General features: G+C 60.4%; 24 protein-coding genes and 1 pseudogene. 11 read left to right on the forward strand and 14 right to left on the reverse strand.

The features are described from left to right. Positions 1–6: 6 nt before the first annotated feature. On the reverse strand, positions 7–1,353 hold the full coding sequence (locus WH7805_RS04460; RefSeq protein ID WP_038005027.1) for a sodium-dependent transporter: 1,347 nt from the start codon (positions 1,351–1,353) through the stop codon (positions 7–9). 84 nt (positions 1,354–1,437) lie between these two features. Between WH7805_RS04460 and WH7805_RS04465 the strand changes: the two genes are divergently transcribed. Further along, positions 1,438–2,691, forward strand: coding sequence for a 1-deoxy-D-xylulose-5-phosphate reductoisomerase (locus tag WH7805_RS04465; RefSeq protein ID WP_038005029.1), 1,254 nt, complete (start codon positions 1,438–1,440; stop codon positions 2,689–2,691). Here the strand turns inward: WH7805_RS04465 and WH7805_RS15170 are convergent. Beyond that, on the reverse strand, positions 2,658–2,813 hold the full coding sequence (locus tag WH7805_RS15170) for a hypothetical protein (protein ID WP_156783602.1): 156 nt from the start codon (positions 2,811–2,813) through the stop codon (positions 2,658–2,660). The two genes, WH7805_RS04465 and WH7805_RS15170, sit on opposite strands and share 34 nt — an antisense overlap. Here WH7805_RS15170 and WH7805_RS14920 point away from each other — a divergent pair. Both WH7805_RS14920 and WH7805_RS04475 read left to right on the forward strand, forming a co-directional pair. Further along, positions 2,757–3,035 (forward strand): ferredoxin, encoded by a 279-nt coding sequence (locus WH7805_RS14920; protein WP_369776012.1) that lies wholly within the window; start codon positions 2,757–2,759, stop codon positions 3,033–3,035. The genes WH7805_RS15170 and WH7805_RS14920 overlap by 57 nt on opposite strands. Positions 3,036–3,392: 357 nt before the next feature. Beyond that, positions 3,393–4,388, forward strand: coding sequence for a fatty acid desaturase (locus tag WH7805_RS04475; RefSeq protein ID WP_232198949.1), 996 nt, complete (start codon positions 3,393–3,395; stop codon positions 4,386–4,388). Between the two features lie 48 nt (positions 4,389–4,436). Here the strand turns inward: WH7805_RS04475 and WH7805_RS04480 are convergent, their stop codons facing one another. Genes WH7805_RS04480 through WH7805_RS04495 form a run of 4 tightly spaced genes read right to left on the reverse strand, consistent with a single transcriptional unit; the run spans position 4,437 to position 8,488 of the window. Continuing rightward, positions 4,437–5,603: a YheT family hydrolase gene (locus WH7805_RS04480; protein WP_038005033.1), complete on the reverse strand. Its 1,167-nt coding sequence runs from the start codon at positions 5,601–5,603 to the stop codon at positions 4,437–4,439. A gap of 22 nt (positions 5,604–5,625) precedes the next feature. Further along, positions 5,626–7,044 carry an NAD(P)(+) transhydrogenase (Re/Si-specific) subunit beta gene (locus WH7805_RS04485; RefSeq protein WP_006041801.1) on the reverse strand — a complete coding sequence of 473 codons (1,419 nt, stop codon included), beginning with the start codon at positions 7,042–7,044 and terminating at the stop codon, positions 5,626–5,628. Beyond that, positions 7,044–7,349: an NAD(P) transhydrogenase subunit alpha gene (locus WH7805_RS04490; protein ID WP_006041802.1), complete on the reverse strand. Its 306-nt coding sequence runs from the start codon at positions 7,347–7,349 to the stop codon at positions 7,044–7,046. The genes WH7805_RS04485 and WH7805_RS04490 overlap by 1 nt, the downstream gene beginning before the upstream one ends. Beyond that, positions 7,349–8,488 (reverse strand): Re/Si-specific NAD(P)(+) transhydrogenase subunit alpha, encoded by a 1,140-nt coding sequence (locus WH7805_RS04495; RefSeq protein ID WP_198005731.1) that lies wholly within the window; start codon positions 8,486–8,488, stop codon positions 7,349–7,351. Before WH7805_RS04495 ends, WH7805_RS04490 begins: the two co-directional genes overlap by 1 nt. Positions 8,489–8,610: 122 nt before the next feature. Between WH7805_RS04495 and WH7805_RS04500 the strand changes: the two genes are divergently transcribed. Further along, positions 8,611–9,189, forward strand: coding sequence for a hypothetical protein (locus WH7805_RS04500; RefSeq protein ID WP_006041804.1), 579 nt, complete (start codon positions 8,611–8,613; stop codon positions 9,187–9,189). A gap of 38 nt (positions 9,190–9,227) precedes the next feature. On the opposite strand, the gene WH7805_RS14680 is transcribed toward WH7805_RS04500, so the two are convergent. Continuing rightward, entirely contained in the window at positions 9,228–9,404 is a 177-nt protein-coding gene (locus WH7805_RS14680) for a hypothetical protein (RefSeq protein WP_006041805.1), read from the reverse strand. A gap of 179 nt (positions 9,405–9,583) precedes the next feature. On the opposite strand from WH7805_RS14680, the gene WH7805_RS04505 reads away from it, so the two are divergent. From WH7805_RS04505 to trxB, 3 genes are all read left to right on the forward strand, one after another. Next, a complete protein-coding gene (locus WH7805_RS04505) occupies positions 9,584–10,942 on the forward strand; it encodes a DEAD/DEAH box helicase (RefSeq protein ID WP_232199032.1) in 1,359 nt (452 codons plus the stop codon). 96 nt (positions 10,943–11,038) lie between these two features. Next, positions 11,039–11,287, forward strand: a complete 249-nt coding sequence (locus WH7805_RS04510) for a hypothetical protein (RefSeq protein WP_006041807.1) — start codon at positions 11,039–11,041, stop codon at positions 11,285–11,287. A 127-nt stretch (positions 11,288–11,414) separates the two neighbouring features. After that, positions 11,415–12,776 (forward strand): thioredoxin-disulfide reductase, encoded by a 1,362-nt coding sequence (gene trxB / locus WH7805_RS04515; protein ID WP_006041808.1) that lies wholly within the window; start codon positions 11,415–11,417, stop codon positions 12,774–12,776. A gap of 3 nt (positions 12,777–12,779) precedes the next feature. Here the strand turns inward: trxB and infA are convergent, their stop codons facing one another. Beyond that, positions 12,780–13,049 (reverse strand): translation initiation factor IF-1, encoded by a 270-nt coding sequence (infA, locus tag WH7805_RS04520; RefSeq protein WP_006041809.1) that lies wholly within the window; start codon positions 13,047–13,049, stop codon positions 12,780–12,782. Between the two features lie 241 nt (positions 13,050–13,290). On the opposite strand from infA, the pseudogene WH7805_RS04525 reads away from it, so the two are divergent. Next, positions 13,291–13,527: pseudogene (locus WH7805_RS04525) on the forward strand (Nif11-like leader peptide family natural product precursor); the annotation flags it as partial. Then, the gene (locus WH7805_RS04530) at positions 13,506–14,141 is read left to right on the forward strand and encodes a pseudouridine synthase (RefSeq protein ID WP_232199033.1); all 636 of its coding nucleotides are present in this window, start codon (positions 13,506–13,508) and stop codon (positions 14,139–14,141) included. The pseudogene WH7805_RS04525 and the gene WH7805_RS04530, both read left to right, overlap by 22 nt. Here WH7805_RS04530 and WH7805_RS04535 read toward each other — a convergent pair. The 5 genes from WH7805_RS04535 to WH7805_RS04555 all read right to left on the reverse strand — a co-directional run bounded on the left by WH7805_RS04535 (position 14,116) and on the right by WH7805_RS04555 (position 17,562). Beyond that, positions 14,116–14,895 carry a methyltransferase domain-containing protein gene (locus WH7805_RS04535; RefSeq protein ID WP_006041814.1) on the reverse strand — a complete coding sequence of 260 codons (780 nt, stop codon included), beginning with the start codon at positions 14,893–14,895 and terminating at the stop codon, positions 14,116–14,118. The genes WH7805_RS04530 and WH7805_RS04535 overlap by 26 nt on opposite strands. Continuing rightward, positions 14,895–15,110: a hypothetical protein gene (locus tag WH7805_RS04540; protein ID WP_006041815.1), complete on the reverse strand. Its 216-nt coding sequence runs from the start codon at positions 15,108–15,110 to the stop codon at positions 14,895–14,897. Before WH7805_RS04540 ends, WH7805_RS04535 begins: the two co-directional genes overlap by 1 nt. A gap of 73 nt (positions 15,111–15,183) precedes the next feature. Further along, complete coding sequence (locus WH7805_RS04545; protein WP_006041816.1) at positions 15,184–16,146, reverse strand: NAD(P)H-binding protein; 963 nt, start codon at positions 16,144–16,146, stop codon at positions 15,184–15,186. Between the two features lie 54 nt (positions 16,147–16,200). After that, complete coding sequence (petM, locus tag WH7805_RS04550; RefSeq protein WP_006041817.1) at positions 16,201–16,299, reverse strand: cytochrome b6-f complex subunit PetM; 99 nt, start codon at positions 16,297–16,299, stop codon at positions 16,201–16,203. A gap of 39 nt (positions 16,300–16,338) precedes the next feature. Continuing rightward, complete coding sequence (locus WH7805_RS04555) at positions 16,339–17,562, reverse strand: N2,N2-dimethylguanosine tRNA methyltransferase (protein ID WP_156783604.1); 1,224 nt, start codon at positions 17,560–17,562, stop codon at positions 16,339–16,341. Here WH7805_RS04555 and WH7805_RS04560 point away from each other — a divergent pair. Both WH7805_RS04560 and ilvN read left to right on the forward strand, forming a co-directional pair. After that, a complete protein-coding gene (locus tag WH7805_RS04560; protein WP_038005034.1) occupies positions 17,504–18,484 on the forward strand; it encodes an alpha/beta fold hydrolase in 981 nt (326 codons plus the stop codon). The two genes, WH7805_RS04555 and WH7805_RS04560, sit on opposite strands and share 59 nt — an antisense overlap. Next, positions 18,481–19,011, forward strand: coding sequence for an acetolactate synthase small subunit (gene ilvN, locus WH7805_RS04565; protein ID WP_006041820.1), 531 nt, complete (start codon positions 18,481–18,483; stop codon positions 19,009–19,011). Before WH7805_RS04560 ends, ilvN begins: the two co-directional genes overlap by 4 nt. A gap of 17 nt (positions 19,012–19,028) precedes the next feature. Here the strand turns inward: ilvN and WH7805_RS04570 are convergent, their stop codons facing one another. After that, the gene (locus WH7805_RS04570; RefSeq protein WP_006041821.1) at positions 19,029–19,715 is read right to left on the reverse strand and encodes a peptidylprolyl isomerase; all 687 of its coding nucleotides are present in this window, start codon (positions 19,713–19,715) and stop codon (positions 19,029–19,031) included. Positions 19,716–19,719: the final 4 nt, after the last annotated feature.

Genomic DNA, 19,719 nt, shown 5'->3' on the forward strand with positions numbered 1-19,719 from the left:
GACCTCTCAAGAGGCTGCAAACCACGTGCGAAGAAGATCCACCACGCTGATCAGCAAGCCAGCAGCGATCACCACTGGGGAGATCCACTGAAGACAGAAGATCAGCACGCGTCTGATCTGAGGAGATGAAGCGTCACTGTCCTTGAGGTCGTTCAGAAACAGAGTCGGCACCACCCAGCCCATCAGTACGGCAATCAACAGACCACCGGTCATCAGCAACACATTGCCGAAAACAGCATCCATGACCCCCAGCACCTCCAGACTCATGCTGGCTGGGATCCCGAGCACAAAAATCACAGCGGTACTGATCCAGGTGGCCCTGCTGCGGCTCCAACCAACGCGATCCATCAATGACGACACCGGCACCTCCAGCAAGGACACCGATGAGGTGATCGCCGCCAAGTAAGCCAGTGCAAAAAACAGAACGGCCACCACCTGACCGGTCATGCCGATCGAGGCCAGTCCTGTGGGTAAGGCGATGAAAATGGCTCCGATTGTTGAGTCGCTCACCACATCGGACAGGTTGAAACTGATCACCACCGGGAACGTGAGCATGCCGGCCAAAAGCCCCACGCTCGTGTCAAGACCGACCACAGCGGCAGCTTGCTGAGGAAGACGAGCCCTTTGGTTCAGATAGACGGAGTAAGCCATGATCGAGCCAATGCCTGTTCCGATTGAGAAGAAGGCCTGGCTGAAGGCATTGCGAATGGTGGTGAGGTTCATGAGTTGCGCCCCATCCCAGCGGAACAGGAACGTGCGATAGCCCTCGCCAGCACCCGGAAGCGTGCTGGCCCAGATCACCAGGCCAATCAGCAGAACAAGAAGCAGAGGGAGAGCCCAACGCGAGAGCCGTTCGATACCCCCCTGAACACCGGCAGCCACAACAAGGGCAGTGAGCAGAAGGCTGATTCCCTGACCGGCCAGCGCACTGTTGCCCCCGCTGAGAGCATCAAAGAACGCATCAGCGGCCTGCTTGTTCTCAGGTAACCCGACGAACAGGGCATGAAAGAGAGTCTGTCCCGTCCAGCCCATCAACACGGCGTAGAAGGCCAGGATTCCGCAGGATGCCGCGATGAACATCCAGCCCATCGGCCACCAAGCCTGACCGGCAGCCTTGATCGGAGCGAGCAGTGGACTGTGGCCGGTGCTGCGACCCAGCACCATCTCCGCCACGAGAACGGGCAGGCAGATCAAGCCAACGACCAGGAGGTAAAGAAGAACAAAACTGCCACCGCCACCCTGGGACGCTCGGTACGCAAACCCCCAGAGATTGCCCAAGCCAACGGCACTGCCAGCAGCAGCCAGAACAAACCCGACGCCGGACTGCCACTGCTCCTTTCTCACCGCCGCCATGAACGTGCTGTCCAGCTCTCTCGGCGGAAGTTTGCCAGCTTCTGGAAACAAAGTGGGAAGATGGCAGCACTTGCCGGGATCCGTGTGAAAGCCATCAGCGTGCTGGGCTCCACCGGCTCAATCGGCACACAGACTCTCGACATTGTTGAAGGCTTTCCGGAACAGTTCCGGGTTGTTGCCCTCTCGGCGGGCCGAAATCTCTCGCTGCTCGTGGAGCAGATCCAACGCCACAGCCCCGAGCTGGTCGCCTTGGCTGATGAATCGTTGCTCCCAGAATTGGAGCAGCGCCTCCAGGCTCTGCCGGCTGAACACCAGCCGAAACGCAAGCCCCAGCTCGTAGGTGGTCCCAGCGGATTGAACGTGGCCGCCTCCTGGGACACAGCCGATCTCGTGGTAACAGGGATCGTGGGCTGCGCCGGCCTGCTGCCCACCCTGGCGGCCATCCGCGCCGGTAAGGATCTGGCCCTGGCCAACAAGGAAACCTTGATCGCAGCAGGCCCGGTGGTGCTGCCCGAGCTCAAGAAAAGTGGGAGCAGGCTGCTGCCTGCAGATTCCGAACACTCGGCCATCTTCCAGTGCCTGCAGGGAACGCCCTGGGCTGAAAACGCCCGCCTCTCCACCGGTATACCAACTCCGGGTCTGCGGCGCATTCAACTCACCGCCTCCGGCGGCGCCTTCCGTGACTGGGCCGCAGCTGACCTCGAAAATGCCACCGTGGCCGATGCCACCTCCCATCCCAACTGGAGCATGGGCCGCAAGATCACCGTGGATTCCGCCTCCCTGATGAACAAGGGGCTGGAGGTGATCGAAGCCCACTACCTCTTCGGGCTGGATTACGACCACATCGAAATCGTGATTCACCCCCAGAGCATCATCCACTCCATGATCGAGCTGGCGGATTCTTCGGTGCTGGCCCAACTGGGCTGGCCCGACATGAAACTGCCGATTCTGTATTGCATGAGCTGGCCATCACGGCTGGAAACGCCTTGGCGACGCCTTGACCTCACCGAAGTGGGACAGCTCACCTTCAAAAAACCCGATCCCGCCAAATACCCCTGCATGGAACTGGCCTATGCGGCAGGGCGTGCTGGTGGAACCATGCCGGCGGTTCTGAATGCAGCCAATGAGGAGGCCGTCGCCCAGTTCCTCGAGGAACGCATCCATTTCCTCGACATTCCCGATCTGATCGAAGCGTCCTGCGAACGGCACAAGCCCGATCGCATCGACCACCCCCAGCTGGATGACGTGCTGGCCGTGGACCAGTGGGCTCGCCTTGCCGTGCGTGAGCAGGTGGCCCGGGGAACTCAGCGGATGTCGATGGCGGCGGTGGCTGCTTGATCAGCCATCACTTGCTGCTCTGCGCCACTCCGACGAATGCGAAGTGCTGCGATCCGGCCAAAGGACTGGAAACCTGGAATGAACTGAAACGCCTCGTGCGGGATCTTGGGCTCGAGAGTCAACAGCGCCCAGAAGGAATCGTTTTACGAAGCAAAGTTGACTGTCTGAGGGTGTGCGAACGTGGGCCAATCCTGGTGGTTTGGCCTGGGGGCATTTGGTACGCAGACGTCACAGCAGACAAGATAGAGGCGATTATTCGCAGCCATATCATCAACAACCAACCCATTGAAGAGTGGATTTACAAGACAACTCCATTTCAAAGCTATCCACTCCCATCAGGCTAGCGACTCTGCGAAAAAGAAACATCGCGACCACCAATTCACGAAGAAAAAGATTGATCAGTCAAGAAACTGATCACGCATCGGCACACAAACAAACGACGTCCCAACAGCCAAAAGCCACAGAGCAGCTCAACCAACTACTAGAGTCTTAAGCAAATCTAAAGCACCATTTAAGGGGTGCTTTTTGCAGGCATTCTTTTGGCATCGGCAATCACGACGACCTCCACCACTCGCCCATCATCACCTCGTTTCAATCGCAGCTCCCCACAAGCGACCTATCCGAGCAAGGCAGAACTCCTCAGTGCTTTACCGCCAGAGCTGACTCAATTCAACCCAATCAAAGCGTGGGGGAGCCTGATCATGTCGGCAGGCCTGTCTCTCGCTGCTTTAGGGATTGGGACCCAAATCCCCCTCACCCTCCTGGCCACTCCGCTGTGGGTGCTGTACGGCATCGGTTGCGGCACCATTGCCATGGGCTGTTGGGTGTTAGCCCACGAATGTGGCCACAACGCGTTTCACCCAAACCGACGCATTGAGGGCGTCGTTGGATTCCTGCTTCACAGCGCACTGCTGGTGCCTTACTACAGCTGGGCGCGCAGCCACAGCGTTCACCACGCCCACTGCAATCACCTTGAGCAAGGGGAAACCCACGTCCCTCCGCGGGCCTCATCGGCTCTAGGTCAAGTCACAGAACAACTCAAAAGGAAACTGAACCCAACGTTGTTTGGGATCATCTCTCTCCTCAATCATTTGGTGATCGGCTGGCCGCTCTATTTGCTTCTAGGAGCCACTGGCGGGGAAGACTACGGCTTTCCCACGTCCCATTTCTGGAACGGCCATCCATTCTCAAATGGCAAGCGAAGCCTATTTCCTAAAAGATTTTGCACGTTGATGGTGCGGTCCAACATCGGCTGCCTGGCGATGATCACCTTTCTCATCATCGCTGCAATTCAATCGTCTCCCCTACGTGTGATGTGCGTGTATGGATTGCCATACCTGGTGATCAACATTTGGCTCATCACTTACACCTGGCTGCAGCACACTGACCAGAATATTCCCCATTTCTCCAATACAACGTGGTGTTGGGTGAAGGGAGCGCTGCAAACGATTGATCGCCCCTATGGCCCCATACTCAATCTGTTGCACCATGGCATCGGGTCTACCCATGTTTGCCACCATGTGAACTCTGCAATTCCTCACTACAACGCCTGGAGGGGAACCGCTCTACTCAGACAACGATTCCCTGAGTTGGTGCTCTACGACGCCACACCAATTCCCGAAGCACTTTGGAGAATCGCAACGAAATGTGGCGGAGCTGTGTATCAAAATTCTCACGATCAAGCCTATTACTTCTAGTGAAAAATCTCGGGTCAAAAATTCTCTATAAAGCAGCCCACCCGAAGCTCATTCGATGCCTGAGGTCTCAATCCCATGATTGAACCAGGAACAAGCCAAGCGATCAGACCAACACCCTTTGATAAGACTGTCTCCGGGACCATGAAAGCCGTTGTGGCCGCCCTGGGCCGTCAACAACACCTCAAGGCGTCGTCGACCCGGAGGCAAGCCATCAGCAACCACGGTGGTTTGGAGTTGGATCGCAGAGGTCGCTGGCACCCAAGGATCATCCAGGGCCTGCAAGATCAAGGTCGGCGGGAGTGGCTGCGATGCCGACAGAAGACGCGGCAGGGGTGAAGCACCGGCGTAGTAATCGTCAACAGACGAGAAGCCCCAACGCGGTGCCGTTACCGCTTCATCAAAGGCACGGATCGACCGGGGCGGGTCAGCGGTGAGTCGCTGCTGCTCTTGGGCACTGACGCCGAAGGGATCCGCCAGTGTCTGGCGTACGAGGCGCTTCAGAAGCCAACGCTGATACACGCGATTGCGCGGACGTTCGATCGAAGCACTGCAGGCGGCAAGATCCAAGGGACTGCTGGCGCAGAACAGACCATCCAGCAGCGGTGCATGGCCTTCCCAGCCATGCGTTGCTCTCTCCTCCACGCTGGCCATGCAGGCATTGAGCAGCATGGTGCCCCCCAGGGACACTCCAGCACCAAACAGGGGCAATGGCCTGGCTGATGCGACCAACTCAGCACACAACTGACGCGCGCGTTGAATCACCGGCAGAAGATCACTGTTGCAGCGAGCTGCATAGGTGCCTCCAGCCAGATGGCGACCGGGATCCGCTCCGCGCAGATTCAGCCTGAGCACCGCGAAACCGCTGTTCTGGAGAGCGATGCCAAGACGCCTCAGACCCTCACGGCGACTGGAGCCGCCAAGACCGTGCAACAGCAGCACCAGTGCTCTGGGAGGTGCGCCTCGCAAGTCGAAGCTGAGATCCGGGCGATCCAGAAACGCCAGCAATTCACCAGCGGCTGCAGCACCACTCGCCAAAGCAGGGACAGCGATCGGAATCGGTTCCCCACGGTCAGGAGGAAGCGAGACCGGGCGGAGCGTGTCGCGCAGGGTCTGAAGGTCTCCACCGATCCAGGGAAAACGCTGCTGATAAGGAACAACCCCCAGCTGCTGCAACAGCTGGGGGTTGTCTGGAGGATTCGCGTGTGATGCCTTCAAAAGCCGAATGGGGTCGCGCTGATCACTTTTTGCCGACACCGAGCTCTTTGAGCTCGCCCAGCAAGTCGCCCAGCACCTTCTTGGCATCACCAAACACCATGGAGGTGTTAGCCAAGTCGAACAAGTCGTTCTTGATGCCGGAGTAGCCGGCGCTCATGCCCCGCTTGACCACAAACACAGTGCGGGCCTGCTGCACATCGAGCACTGGCATCCCGTAAAGCGGCGAGCTGGGATCGTTCTTCGCCTGGGGATTGACCACATCGTTGGCGCCGAGCACCAACACCACATCGGTGGCAGGGAACTCGGGGTTGATCACATCCATCTCCTTGAGCTGCTCATAGGGCACATCGGCCTCAGCGAGCAGCACATTCATGTGACCCGGCATGCGACCAGCCACCGGGTGAATGGCGTAATCCACCTGAATACCGGCAGCCTCCAGCGAGCGCGTGACCTCGCGCAGGGTGTGCTGGGCCTGAGCCACGGCAAGGCCATAACCGGGGACGATCACCACCCGCTCAGCAGCCTCCAGGGTGAGGGCACATTCCTCCACACTGCAACTGGTGATGTTGGTGTATTCACCACCACCGCCTCCAGAAGCAGCACTGGCGCCCAGAGCACCGCCAAAGAGCACCGACACCAGCGAACGGTTCATTCCATTGCACATCACCTGGGTGAGGATCAGACCGGCGGCGCCGACCATCGCACCCGCCACGATCAGCAACTGGCTCCCCACCACGAAACCGGCAGCGGCAGCCGCCACACCGGAATAGCTGTTCAACAGCGAAATCACCACGGGCATGTCTGCGCCGCCGATGGGCAGGGTGACGCCGATGCCGAGCAAACCGGAGGCCACCACCAGCAGCCACAGCCCCTGGGTGCCATTTCCATCTGTAATCAACTTGATGGCGGCAACGAGAGAAGCCACAGCAAGAGCGATGTTGACCACGTGACGGGCCTTGCTCTGCATCCAGGCGGGCGTTGACAGCCAGCCCTGGAGCTTGGCCATGGCCACGATCGATCCCGTGAAGGTGATGGCACCCACAAACACGGAAATCACAATGGACACCACGGCGACCAGTCCCGCGGCCTCGAGTTGGAGCGGGAAGAAGGCTGCGGCAAGCGCCACAAGCAGCGATGACATGCCACCACAGCCGTTGAACAGCGCCACCGTTTCCGGCATGGAGGTCATCGGAACCCGCTGAGCCGTGATGGCACCGAGAACGCCGCCGATCACCGTGCCGATGATGATCCACGTCCAGGCCGCAGCCGAAATGCCTGATGTACCCAGATAGTTGATCAGAAGGCCCAGAACAGCCAAGGCCATCGCCACAGCGGCCAGCTGGTTGGCACTGCGGGCAGAGCGCACTTTCGACAAGCCCTTGATGCCCAGGGCGAGCAGCAGTACGGCAACGAGTTCAATGGCGTACTTGAGAAAATCCATCAGCGGTTCTCCTTGCGGGCGGGCTTACGGCTGAACATGGCCAGCATGCGATCGGTGACCAGGAACCCCCCGATCACGTTGAAGAGGGCAAAACCCAGGGAAACGGCTCCGAGAATCAGCAGCACCAGGTTGTCCCCGGAGCGGATGATCGCCGTAAGCGCGGCAAGCACGGTGATGCCTGAAATGGCATTGGCCCCGCTCATCAGCGGAGTGTGCAGGGTGGGGGGGACCTTGCCGATCAGTTCCAGTCCCAGAAGGCTGCCCAGCAGCAGCACCCAGAGGAACTCCACAAAGCTTGTTTCCATCAGTTGGCTCCTGGGGTGAGAACGTCGCTGCGGCGAATGTTGCCGTCCTGACTGATCAGGCAACCGGCAATGAGCTCATCCTCGAGGTCGAGGGTCAGCTGGCTGTCTTGAAGCATGGGCTGCAGCAGCGCCAGCAGGTTTTTGGAGTAAAGGAAGCTGGCGTGGTTCGGAACGGAGCAGGGGAGGTCATTCGCACCGATCAACTTCACACCGTTGCGATCAACGGTTTGAGAGGGAACGGTGTCTGCGCAGTTGCCTCCCTGCGCGACGGCCAGATCCACCACCACCGCCCCGGGGCGCATGCGATCGAGCATGTCTTCACTGATTAAACGCGGTGCACGCCGACCTGGCACCTGTGCGGTGCAGATGGCCACGTCGGCCTCGGCGAGCTGATCGGACAGCTGCTGACGCTGGGCCGCAAGAAAGGCATCGGAGGCCTGTTTCGCGTAACCACCCGACTCGGCGGGTTTGTCCTCCATCTCGGGAGGATCGATGAAGCGGGCACCGAGGGATTCCACCTGCTCCTTGACCGCCGGCCGGATATCGCTGACGTAGACCACGGCACCCAGCCGGCGTGCAGTCGCCACGGCCTGAAGACCGGCCACCCCTGCACCGAGCACCACGACCCGTGCAGGCTGGACGGTGCCCGCCGCAGTCATCAGCATCGGGAAGTAGCGATCCAGCGCCGCTGAAGCCAACAGAACAGACTTGTAACCGGCGATGTTGGCCTGTGAAGACAACGCATCAGCGGACTGGGCACGGCTGATCCGAGGCAACAGCTCAAGGGCCATGGCCGAGAGGCCGCAACGCTTCAACGCTGCATCGAGCTCGACATTGGCGTAAGGAGCGAGCAGACCCACCACCAGCGCGCCTCGGCGCAATCGGCCGAGGTGGGCAGGAGAGGGCGACTGGACGCACAGAAGCACGTCGGCCTCTTCCCAGGCCTGACTGTCTCCTGGAGTCACCAGGTGCGCACCGGCCTCGGAATAGGCCTCATCGAGAAAACCGGACGTTCGTCCGGCTCCACGTTCGAGCACCACCCGACAACCGAGAGCGATGAACTTCTTGACTGTTTCCGGTGAGGCCGCAACGCGGGTTTCCCCCGCCGCTGTCTCCACCGGGATCAAAAGTATGGGCAAGATCGTGATGCCGCCGACCAAATCGAGGTTAGGCCGTCGCCGGATTCCGCCTAGATCTTTTCTGAAGAAGCAGATAAGCGAGGGCTGTTGATGGCTATGGAAAGGATCCTGTTTGCAACACCATGGGACTCACAGCGATCGAATGCCCGGACGGCGTCTGTCACAGCCATCACGGCGGCCACGCCGTTGAGCGCAATGCCATGGAAAAGCTGCTGGCAGACCATGGCCGCGAATGGTGCGAACGGCTGGCCGAGCGCATCTACGAGATGTCTGTGGACACTTTCTCCCAGACCGTGATGCCCAGCCTCCATGCGGCCGGTTGGCAACGACGCCACCTGGACTGGGAGTTCAAGCTGAGTGAGCAGGATTCAGAACCTGACCGCACCCTTGTCGACGGCATCATCAACGCCACGGAAAGCTTTCTGCGCAGCAGTGAGGTTCACCGCCTGTTCATCCAGGAGCTGGTTCAGGGCACATTTGATGAAGCCTCGGACGACCACCTGCGCAGCCAGGCTGTGCGCCAGCTGATCGACGAAGAAATTCTTGGACTGCTGAAATCACAACGAGAGCAACTCTTACAGCGAATTAGCAGCCGTTTGGTGGAGCCTGCAGGAGGACGGATGGACCGGGCCCAACAGGCCGCTGAAGATGGACTTGTGGAAGTGGAGCGGTTGCTCTGCAACCACACCGAATCGCTCTGAGTCCAGACGCATCGCACGAACGAGCAGGACCTGAGCCCTCAGAACAAAGGCATCAGTTCCTGCTCAACCGAGTGCGCCATGGGCCGGCGGCCCTGGTGATGCAGCAGACGGGCGCGAAGGATGAGCGGATCCAGATCACAATCAAGGGGCCAACACCGCTCGAGGGAGCGCCTGGATTCCGGACCGGTCATGGGCGGATAGCGACGTCGGGCCATAGAAAAAAGGGCGAAAACCCGAGGGCTGATGGTCGGAAGGTAAGGGTGGCGAAAGCGATTGGAATGGTTAGAAAGACCTATCTTTCAGATCCGCTATCACAACGCCGTCCTTTGCTCTCGGTGGACCTGCACCAGGCCACGCGATCCGGCCCCGTCAGTGGCAGCAGCAACTGATCCAGCTGCTGCGCCGACGACTGGATCCGGTTGCTTCGGGCACACGAGATGTGCTGATCCATGCGGGGCCTGGGGCCGGTAAAACCCTCGGCGCCCTACTCGCCTTCCAGGCGATGAAGCAAGAAGAGCGTCTCAGTCGTGTGCTCGTGTTCTGCCACCGCACCTCGATTCTCGAACAGTGGCAACGAGCGGCCGAGCGCCTGGGACTGCAACTACAAGCCTGGAACGGTCCCGGAAGTGCCCCGTTCGAAGCCGACGGTTGGATGGTGAGTTATCAGGGGGCAGGCCGACAAACCGAGGCACTCAAGGCCGAGCTCGCCCTATGGAGCAATGGCGAGCATCTGGCGATCGCAGACGAAGCCCACCATCTCGGCGTGGAGCCGGAAGAGCCCGAAGGACCGGTGTGGGGCCGGACGTTTTTAGACCTGAGTCAGAGCGCCAGGCTGCGGCTCGGGCTGACTGGAACGCCCTTCCGCGCCGACAACTTGGCGTTCTGTGCCGCCCGGAGAGTGCAGGTGGAGCAGGACGGTGAGCGGATGGAGCAGATCCAGCCAGATCTCAGTGTGGAGCCGCGGGAACTGATCGCCGCCGGTGACGTGAGACCGCTGGAATTTCGATTCCAGGATGGGTGGGTGGAACACAGCCAGGACGGTCAGCCTGACCGGGAGGTGTCGCCGTTGTCGTCTGAGCAGCGGGAGAGCTGGCGGGCACGCAACCTGCGCAGGGCCATCCGCCTGGCGGACAGCAGCAGCATCGCGCTGCAACTGTTGCTTCGCGCCCGAAGCCAACTGGAGCGAGTGCGCCAGCACCATCCCCGTGCGGCAGGCCTGGTGATCGCTCGGGACATCGACCACGCCCGAACCATCTCCTCCCTTCTCAAGGAGCAAGGCGACCGGGTGGACCTGGTTCATTCCCAGGACCCGGGAGCTTCGGATCGACTGAACCGCTTTGAACGGGGGGATGCCGACTGGCTTGTGAGCATCGATATGTGCGCCGAAGGATTCGATGCCCCCCGGCTGCGGGTGGTGGCCTATCTGACAACGGTTGCCACCCGAAGCCGTTTCATCCAGGGCATTACCCGGGCCGTACGCCTCTGCGGTGAGAGGGCCAATCTTGAAGCCATTCCCCGCGATCCCTCATTTGTGTTCGCACCGGCCGACCCCCTGTTGATGCAATACGCGCGCAACTGGTCGCTTTCTGAGCCTTATCGCATTGCGGCTCCTGCCAGATCAGAAACGCCAGAGGAGTTCGCGACGGGAGGATCATGGCGAGGGCCGAGCCTGCCCCTGGAAGCCGTCGGTGACGGTGCCGGTGCGGTGATCCGTATGCGAACCCCGGAATTACCGGATTTTTTGCAGCGCTGAAAACATCTTCTTGAAAGAAAAAATGCGACGGTCTGCTAAATCAGGCCTGATGGAACGCCATCAGCATTCAGCCTGGGCACCATCTGGGAGAAAGTCATGGACGCAGCTCTTGAACGTCGCGTCAGCGTTGCGACCTGCTGGGCAACAACCCGGATTGCAGTACTGGACAGTGCTGAGCGCTACGAAGACAGTTATGCCTTGACCCAGGAATTCCGGGAATGGATCCTCTGCATCGGAGAGCATCCGGAGATGCTCGAGGACTCCGTGATGTGCCTTAAACAATCGCTTGGCAAACGTCAACACTTGCGCGTGGACACCCCCTCAGAAGACACCCTTGAAATCTAAAGAAACTATTAATTAGACGAATTCCGAGTGAGTCGATTCGACAAAAACCAGGCCTTATCGCCGAAGGAACAGCTCATCAACGCCACCCGACCGCCTACACTTAACTCATAGTCATTCCGCATTAGACATGGCGGTCGAAAACCTGGTGATCGTGGGGTCTGGCCCTGCTGGATACACCGCAGCGATTTATGCCGCCCGCGCCAACCTCAATCCGCTTCTGATCACGGGGTTTCAGCGCGGAGGAATCCCGGGTGGTCAGTTGATGACCACCACCCATGTGGAAAATTTCCCTGGTTTTCCTGATGGCGTGCTGGGTCCTGACCTGATGGACCTGATGAAGGCGCAGGCGGAACGCTGGGGAACGCGCCTGCTAGAGGCTGATGCAGACAGCATCGACCTGAGCCAGAGGCCTTACAGAATTGAAGCCGACGGCAACACCATCGAAACCCAGGCACTGATCATCGCCACAGGTGCAAGTGCCAATCGCCTGAGCCTCCCGAACGAAGAAAGATTCTGGAGCCATGGAATCAGCGCTTGCGCCATCTGCGATGGCGCGACGCCCCAGTTCCGCAATGAGGAGTTGGCCGTGGTGGGCGGCGGTGATTCCGCCTGCGAGGAGGCTGTGTACCTCACTAAATACGGAAGCCATGTGCACCTACTAGTGCGCTCAGACCGCTTGCGTGCCAGTGCCGCCATGGCTGACCGAGTGCAGGCCAATCCGCAGATCACCGTGCACTGGAACACTCAGGTGGCCGACGCTGAAGGAGAGGCATGGCTGAGTGGGTTGCGGCTGCAACGCCGAGATAGCGGCCTGGAAGAGCACCTGCCGGTCAAGGGCATGTTTTATGCCATCGGCCACACGCCGAACACAGAACTGGTGCGCGATCAGCTCAACTGCGATGGCACGGGTTACCTGATCACCCAGCCTGGTCGTCCTGAAACGTCAAAAGAAGGAGTGTTTGCGGCCGGAGATGTCGCGGATGCGGAATGGCGGCAAGGGATTACCGCCGCAGGAAGCGGCTGCCAAGCAGCCCTCGCCGCTGAGCGATGGCTCAGTCACAACGATCTGGCTCAACTCGTGAAGCGCGATCAGGCCGAGCCCGCCAAGGCGGACACACCCAAAGCCACGGCGGAAACCACGGAATCCAGCTACGACCCGGACGCTCTTTGGCAGAAAGGCAGTTACGCCCTCAGGAAGCTCTACCACGACAGCCGGCGTCCGCTCCTGGTTGTTTACACATCCCCCAGTTGCGGCCCATGCCACGTGCTCAAGCCCCAGCTCAAGCGAGTGCTCGATGAGCTCGGAGGAAGCGCTCAGGGGATCGAAATCGATATCGAAACCGACCAGGCCATTGCTGAACAGGCTGGCGTCAATGGCACACCCACCGTGCAGCTGTTTTACGACAAGCAGCTCAAACAGCAATGGCGGGGCGTGAAGCAGCGCAGTGAATTCATGGCCTCGATCCGCTCATTGCTGCAGGAGAGTTGATCCTCAACGGCGGCGTGGTCCCCCGGGGCGGTTGCCACCGGGACGACCACCTGGTGCTCCGGCATTGCGTTCCCTGTAGGTGATGCGTCCCCTGGTGAGGTCATAGGGACTGATCTCCACCAGCACCTTGTCACCAGCGAGGAGTTTGATCCTGAACTTGGTGAGCTTGCCCGCCGCACGGCAAAGGCATTGATGACCTGCGGGCTGCTCGAGGGTGACCAGGTAGAACCCGTTGCCCTGCTCTTTTTCAATCACACCCGAGGTTTCAATCATGCGCCGGAATAAGCCTGAATCAAGAGTGGTTCAATTTTAGAAGGCCATCGGCGCTCCCCTCAGTCGCAGCCGCTGAGCACCGTCCCTAGGGTCGACTTCCTCGAATCAAGGAGCATGATTTTGCCCCCGTTGTCCATGGACCTGGGCCTGCTGATGATTTCGATCGGAGCTGTGAATCTGTGGCGGTCACGGCAGAAACCCACTTAATCTTCGAGAACTGCATCCATCCATGTCCGAGTGAGCCCTCGTTGCTTTCGCATCACTGGTGCAGTCCGATTCTCAAGTGAGAGAGCAGGTCAGACAAGCCCAAAGCCCTCAACATGTGGTGGATCTCGCCAAGAAGCAGAGTCACGAGTTCACTCAGGCAGCGATGATGAAAATGCAGGCTGAAAAGATGCAGCACTTGCATGACGACCATCTGAACAAAGCGACGAGCTGGGGCGAAGCCCTGCTGCTCTGCTTCGGAGGTCAGTTCTGACCCTGCTGCTGCATAAGCCGTTCGGGGTACTCAGTCAATTCACCCGAGAGCCCGGCAGCCGCTGGGGGTGCCTGGCCGACTGGGTTGATGTGCCGAATGTGTATGCAGCCGGCCGACTGGATGCCGACAGCGAGGGGCTTTTGATCCTCACTGAGAACGGTCGCCTGCAGCAACGGCTCACCGACCCCCGCTTCGGCCACTGGCGAACTTATTGGGTGCAAGTCGAGGGTTTGGTTGAAGACTCCCAACTCACTGCCCTGGAACAAGGGGTGGTGATCAAAGGGCAGAGCACCCGTCCAGCCCAGGCGACATTCCTCGACGCCAGCCATTGGCGTGATCTACCGGAGCGGACACCCCCCATCCGTGTACGCCGCTCCATCCCCACCTCCTGGCTCAGCATCAGCCTGCGCGAAGGCCGCAACCGCCAGATCAGGAGAATGACAGCGGCTGTTGGTCTGCCGACCCTGCGTTTGATTCGCCGCAGCATCGATTTGATGGATAGTGAACCTCCTCTCAGCCTTGAGGGATTGGCCCCAGGGCAATGGAGACCAGTCAAGCCTGCAGAACAGGAGCGGCTCAAAGCCTTACTCAGGAACCAGGGAGCACGCCGGTGAGGGTGACCGCCCGGAACTCAATCCCCTCCACAACCCTCCAGGGCGTGTCGGAACGGTCGGCATAGCCCACCTGCTCAAAACCAAGGGCACGGAAGTCGGCCAGGAAGGCATCCTCAAGCCAGGCCCCGCTGATGCAACCACTCCAGAGGTCAGGATCCTGCTGAAGACTCATCGGCACAGGCCGATCGCACACGATGTCGCTGATGGCCACGCGCCCACCCGGACGCAACACCCGGCGGATGTTGGCCAGAAGTACAGCACGGGCCGAGGGGTTCACCAGGTTGAGCACACAGTTGCTCAACACCACATCAACACTGGCGGATTCAATCAAAGGGGAGCCTGATCCCGTCGAAGCATCCAGGGCTTCGATCGCGCCTTTCAAAAAGCGCACATTTGCGAAGCCGATGCGGTTGGCGACCACCGGCGCTGCCGCGCAGGACAGAGCCAGCATGTCGTCGTTGCGATCCACGCCGATCACCGATCCACGCTGTCCCACCACCTGAGAACAAATAAAGGCATTTTTGCCGCTGCCGCTTCCGAGATCGAGGACATCGTCGCCGGCCTGCACCCATCGGGTGGGATCACCGCATCCGTAATCGCGCTCCACAACATCAGCAGGGATCACCTTCAACAGCGACGCATTAAATGCGACAGGGGTGCACAGGCAGGCTTCCTGTTGATGGGCCGCTGCGCCGTATCGGGATTCAACGGCCTGGGTCTGGTCTAAAGCCGGTCCACAACATTGTTCTGCCATCACCCCAAGGCCTCCTGAAGCTCTCGTGCGGTCATCCATTGACCGTAGTAATAATTGGCGCTGGCCCGGCGGTCACTGTCATCAAGGCCATCGAAGGCATCAAATCCCAAGGTGCGCCAAAGCTCATGTCCGCACGTACGGGTGAGCTCGGTTTCGGCCTCACGGCAGAGGTTGTCGAGACGTCGCTGCAGATTCTTGACTTGAGCAACCGACATAAAACAAATCAGGCGGGACCCGACACTAACGAAAACCAGTACAAATCAACCACTCACAAGTAGGTATAGGTCTTCAGAACGGAAGCTTCTTCTTGGCGTCCTTGTCGAGATCCGCCTCCATGGCACGAAGGCGCTTAAGGATCGTGTCGTAGTACTCCCGGATGTACTCCTCAAGGCCGGTCACCTCCGACGCATCGATACCGAAGTGGCTGTAGCTGGACTCCATCGGTGCGTCGAGGGCACCACCGCCACCGGTGACTTCAGCGAAGGCCAAACGCTCCGCCACATTCACGGCAGGCTCGAAAAAGGAGCAAGCACCTTCCATTAACCGCATCAGAACGGGGGGAACTCGGAACACGCGAGCTGACTTCCCGGAGGCGAGCTCACAGAGCTGAACCACCTCGCCTGTATTCCAGGCTTTCGGGCCGACGACAGGGAAACTGCCGCGCACCGTCTCCGCGTGATCCAGAGCAGCCACCGCGAAGCGGGCCATGTCCTGGGTGTTCATGTAGGCAATCGGCGTGGGACTGCCGCTCACCCAGACGGTCTGGCTCTCCAACACCGGGATGGCGAACTGACTGATCACCCCCTGCATGAAAGCGGCACCCTGGAGGATGGTGTAGTCGAGATCTGACTCCTTGAGCAGCTTCTCGGTGCAGTATTTGATGTCCATCAGCGGCACATCACGATGCTTCTCTGCACCCAGCAATGAGAGGAACACAAACCGCTTCACCCCCGCGCGTTCGCAGGCTCTGAGCAAGTTGAGTTTGCCGTCCCAGTCGGTGACATAAACGCTCTGGGGATCGTTAGGGCGGCTGGTGGCCGCATCGATCACGGCATCCACCCCATCGAGGGCGTAATCGAGGCTGGCTGGCTCGAGCAGATCCCCGCGGGTCAGCTCACACCCCCACTCCTGCAGAAAAGGAGCTTTGCGCGGAGAACGCACCATGCAGCGCACTTCGTGCCCTTGATCCAAGGCACGACGGGCAATCTGCCTGCCCAGGGTTCCCGTTCCACCAACCACCAGAACCTGCATGGGGCTCGCTCTTCCAAGGCAGGAGCCTAAGGGGCGTTCAACCTTCTTTGAGGGTCAATCCTTCTGAAGCTTCAAGAGAAGGGCACCTCCGGCCAGACCCACAGGAATCAGCACCCAGAACACCACTGCAATGCCGAAAATCTCCGAAGCCATGGGGATGTGTTCACGATCAGCACCTATTAAAAGCTGCCCTCAGGCCAGATCGGCACACCGTTGTAACAACACCTTCCATGGCGCATCCGTGCGCAGCTGCCCAGCCATCACGCCACTGACACCAGCCTGATAACCGACATCCTGCAATGACTGCACAAGCCTGTGCAGAGAAGGGGGGCCGGCGAGCCCCAAACGGTGCGCCAGTTCATCGGTGGACCAGCAACACACCGGCAGCCCCGGATCCCCCTGCAAGCGTTCGAGAAGCCGCCGGCTGGGGGCCGTCAGAGTCTGCGGCATGGCTTCGCTCAGGGTGAGCAGCTCCTGCAACAGCGCCGGGGACTGCAATGGACCCAGCCAGAGCGGCCCCGACACGGCCCATCGCCCAGTGTCAGGCAGGCAGGCACAGGCGCGTAAGCCGCTGAGCTTCAGCACAGGCTGAACGGTTTGATCGCCACAGTGTTCACAACGGGCAAGGAGGCCCAGGTTGCCTTCTTCATTAGAGGCAACACGCCTATGCAGGCGAACGGCCAGCCGGAAGGTTCGGCCATCACTGAAGCAAGCCAGCGGTTCAAGCCCTCGCCCCAACATCCAGGCCTCCCGCGCCAAAGCCGCGAGCTGCAGCCGCAAGGCCAACTCCCAGCTGGATGGATGGGCGCGTGCCGCCGCCGCAAACCGCCGCACCGCAGCCAAGCGGTCATGGCCTGTCGGCGAGCGACCATCGGTGCTGGCCAGGATCAACACCCCTCCGAAACGCAGCACCGAAAGCACCGACTGCAGAAGCCCGTTCGGGCAACCAAAAGCATCCAGATCGATCAGATCGAAGCGGCGCTGATCGAGATAAGCCTGCCGCAGCAAACGTTCTGCAGGCTGCTGGGTGAGCATGAGGTCAACGCCGGCATGGCCAGACAGAGGCTTGAGATTCGCCTGGAGGTGGTCCATCCGCTCGGGATCGGCATCATTCAGCCAGAGCTCGAGGGGGTGCGGCGTCTGGGGCGCGCTTTCCAGCCCCCAGCGCAGGCCACGGATGCCGCAACCAGCCATCAGGTCCAGCCAGTGCTGAGGGCCCTTGGCCCTGGAGGCCTGATAGGCGGCCAGCAGCACAGACAGGTCCCTGGATGGACGGGACTCCGCCCGGAAGAAGCCTGATCCCGTCTGCAAACAGGCAGCGCCTTCGCGATAGTGAGAATCCTGGAAGTCCAGTCGCGTGTCTGCATCCACATTCCAGCCTGCCTCCACCGGTGCTGACTGGGGCGATGCGGCCACCTGGACATGGAAAGGATTCCAATGTCACTGGCGCGTCCTCGGCGCCAGAAGCGCCCCCGCCGTTGTCCTGCTGCATGGCTTTGGCGCTAGCAGCAGCCACTGGCGCCACAACGCCGGTCCACTCGCAGACGCTGGGTACCGCGTTTATGGCTTGGATCTGATCGGCTTCGGCCGCTCCGATCAGCCCGGCTTACAGCGCCGGATGGCCCTCGACAACCGCCTATGGGGACGGCAACTGACCGCCTTTCTCGAACAGGTGGTGCAGTCGCCAGCGGTGCTGGTGGGCAACTCTCTGGGCGGTCTAACCGCTCTCACCACCGCAGTGCTGGCCCCGCGACTGGTGGCTGCGGTGGTCGCCGCCCCACTGCCGGACCCAGCCCTGCTCAACCCGGTTGCCATGCGGCAGAAGCGAGAAGCGAGGCGACTCAAGCGCGCCATCGTGACGGTGCTGTGCAGGTTGCTGCCACTGGAGCTGTTGGTGCCACTGATCAGTCGCACGCCACTGCTCAAGGCAGGACTGCAGGGGGCGTATCACCGGCCGATCGGCATGGACAGGGAACTGCAGCGCCTGATCGCTTTGCCGGCGCGACGCCTCACGGCACCCAGAGCACTGCGGGCGATGAGCGTCGGCATGGCCCTTCGTCCGAAAGGTGCCACGGCACCGGCTCTGCTGCAGCAGCTGCGCCAGAGCCCGCAGCCCCCACCGATGCTGTTGCTCTGGGGGCGTGAAGACCGCTTTGTGCCATTGCCCATTGGTGAGCGTGTGCAGAACGAACACCCCTGGATCGAGCTCAAGGTGGTGGAGAACAGCGGCCACTGCCCCCATGACGAAACCCCCGAACTGTTTCATCAGGAGCTGCTGCACTGGCTGGACCGTAATTTGGGATACGAACACGCATCTGGGATCGAGCAACAGGCATGAAGCACACCCTGTCGGTTCTGGTGGAAGACGAATCCGGTGCCCTCAGCCGCATTGCCGGTTTGTTCGCCCGCAGGGGCTTCAATATCGACAGCCTGGCCGTGGGACCCGCGGAAGCAGACGGACGTTCGCGGCTGACGATGGTGGTGGAGGGTGATCAGCAGACCCTCCAGCAGATGACCAAACAGCTGGACAAGCTGGTGAATGTTCTGCAAGTGCTTGATCTGTCCCAGCGACCAGCGGTGGAACGGGAGCTGATGCTGATGAAGGTGACAGCGCCGGCCAGCCAACGCAGTGCCATCCTTGAGCTGGTGCAGGTCTTCCGGGCCAAGGTGGTGGACGTGGCGGACGACGCGCTCACCCTGGAGGTTGTTGGCGATCCAGGGAAACTGGTTGCCCTGGAGCGATTGATGGGTCCCTACGGCATTCAGGAAATCGCTCGCACCGGCAAGGTCGCCTTGGAGCGAGCCTCGGGGGTGAACACTGAACTGCTGAAAGCGTCGATCTCAGGAGGGCGAGTTCCCGCCTGAGAGGCACTGGATGCTGGTCAAAGACCAGGTGTTAGCAGGGTGGCTTTGATGATCGTGTCATCTTGACGAATGGCATCCACCACCTCCATGCCATCGGTGACCCGGCCAAAGACGGCGTAACGACCATCCAGCTCAGGCAAGGGTTTCAAGGCGATATAGAACTGAGCACTGGCCGAATCTGGAGACTGGGATCGGGCCATGGCCAGGGCACCGCGGTCATGACTGAGCTTCAGCTGCAGCAGTTCACTGGGGTTGCTCACCACCCGCCCATAGCGAGGTTGATCCTCCCCCTCAAACGCCACTTCCAGGGGAATGAATCGGGCCTGCCCGCTCTCAGGATCGATAAAGCTGCCGGTGCCGTACTGAGCCTTTGGCGTTTGGGGATTGCTCGAGGCAGGATCGCCGCCTTGAACCACGAACGGAACAGGATCCCTGACGACCCGATGGAACACGGTGCCGTTGTAAATGCCGCGTTTGACAAGATCAGCGAAATTACCGGCGGTGACTGGCGCCGCATCGCCATCCAGCTCAAACGTGATCGTGCCGCGGCTGGTCTCCATCGCAACGCTGGCCTTGCCCTGAAGACAGGGACTTGAAGCCTGCACACAGCCATCTGGAACGGAGGCGGTGGTGGTGGCACAACTCACCAATAGAGGAACGCAGAGCGCCAGGGTGATCAGAGCGCGCAATGAACGGTGGAACATGGTG

Origin of the sequence: Synechococcus sp. WH 7805 (assembly GCF_000153285.1) — a bacterium.
Lineage (GTDB): Bacteria > Cyanobacteriota > Cyanobacteriia > PCC-6307 > Cyanobiaceae > Synechococcus_C.

Coding starts and splice junctions, on each gene's coding strand:
- WH7805_RS04535 (WP_006041814.1), bottom strand. CDS start 14,895: ATGGCAGAACAATGTTGTGGACCGGCTTTAGACCAGACCCAGGCCGTT.
- WH7805_RS14680 (WP_006041805.1), bottom strand. CDS start 9,404: ATGGCCCGACGTCGCTATCCGCCCATGACCGGTCCGGAATCCAGGCGC.
- trxB (WP_006041808.1), top strand. CDS start 11,415: ATGGCGGTCGAAAACCTGGTGATCGTGGGGTCTGGCCCTGCTGGATAC.
- petM (WP_006041817.1), bottom strand. CDS start 16,299: ATGGCTTCGGAGATTTTCGGCATTGCAGTGGTGTTCTGGGTGCTGATT.
- WH7805_RS04545 (WP_006041816.1), bottom strand. CDS start 16,146: ATGCAGGTTCTGGTGGTTGGTGGAACGGGAACCCTGGGCAGGCAGATT.
- WH7805_RS04510 (WP_006041807.1), top strand. CDS start 11,039: ATGGACGCAGCTCTTGAACGTCGCGTCAGCGTTGCGACCTGCTGGGCA.
- WH7805_RS04460 (WP_038005027.1), bottom strand. CDS start 1,353: ATGGCGGCGGTGAGAAAGGAGCAGTGGCAGTCCGGCGTCGGGTTTGTT.
- WH7805_RS04490 (WP_006041802.1), bottom strand. CDS start 7,349: ATGGAAACAAGCTTTGTGGAGTTCCTCTGGGTGCTGCTGCTGGGCAGC.
- WH7805_RS04485 (WP_006041801.1), bottom strand. CDS start 7,044: ATGGATTTTCTCAAGTACGCCATTGAACTCGTTGCCGTACTGCTGCTC.
- ilvN (WP_006041820.1), top strand. CDS start 18,481: ATGAAGCACACCCTGTCGGTTCTGGTGGAAGACGAATCCGGTGCCCTC.
- WH7805_RS04500 (WP_006041804.1), top strand. CDS start 8,611: ATGGGACTCACAGCGATCGAATGCCCGGACGGCGTCTGTCACAGCCAT.
- WH7805_RS04570 (WP_006041821.1), bottom strand. CDS start 19,715: ATGTTCCACCGTTCATTGCGCGCTCTGATCACCCTGGCGCTCTGCGTT.
- infA (WP_006041809.1), bottom strand. CDS start 13,049: ATGATTGAAACCTCGGGTGTGATTGAAAAAGAGCAGGGCAACGGGTTC.
- WH7805_RS04540 (WP_006041815.1), bottom strand. CDS start 15,110: ATGTCGGTTGCTCAAGTCAAGAATCTGCAGCGACGTCTCGACAACCTC.
- WH7805_RS04475 (WP_232198949.1), top strand. CDS start 3,393: ATGTCGGCAGGCCTGTCTCTCGCTGCTTTAGGGATTGGGACCCAAATC.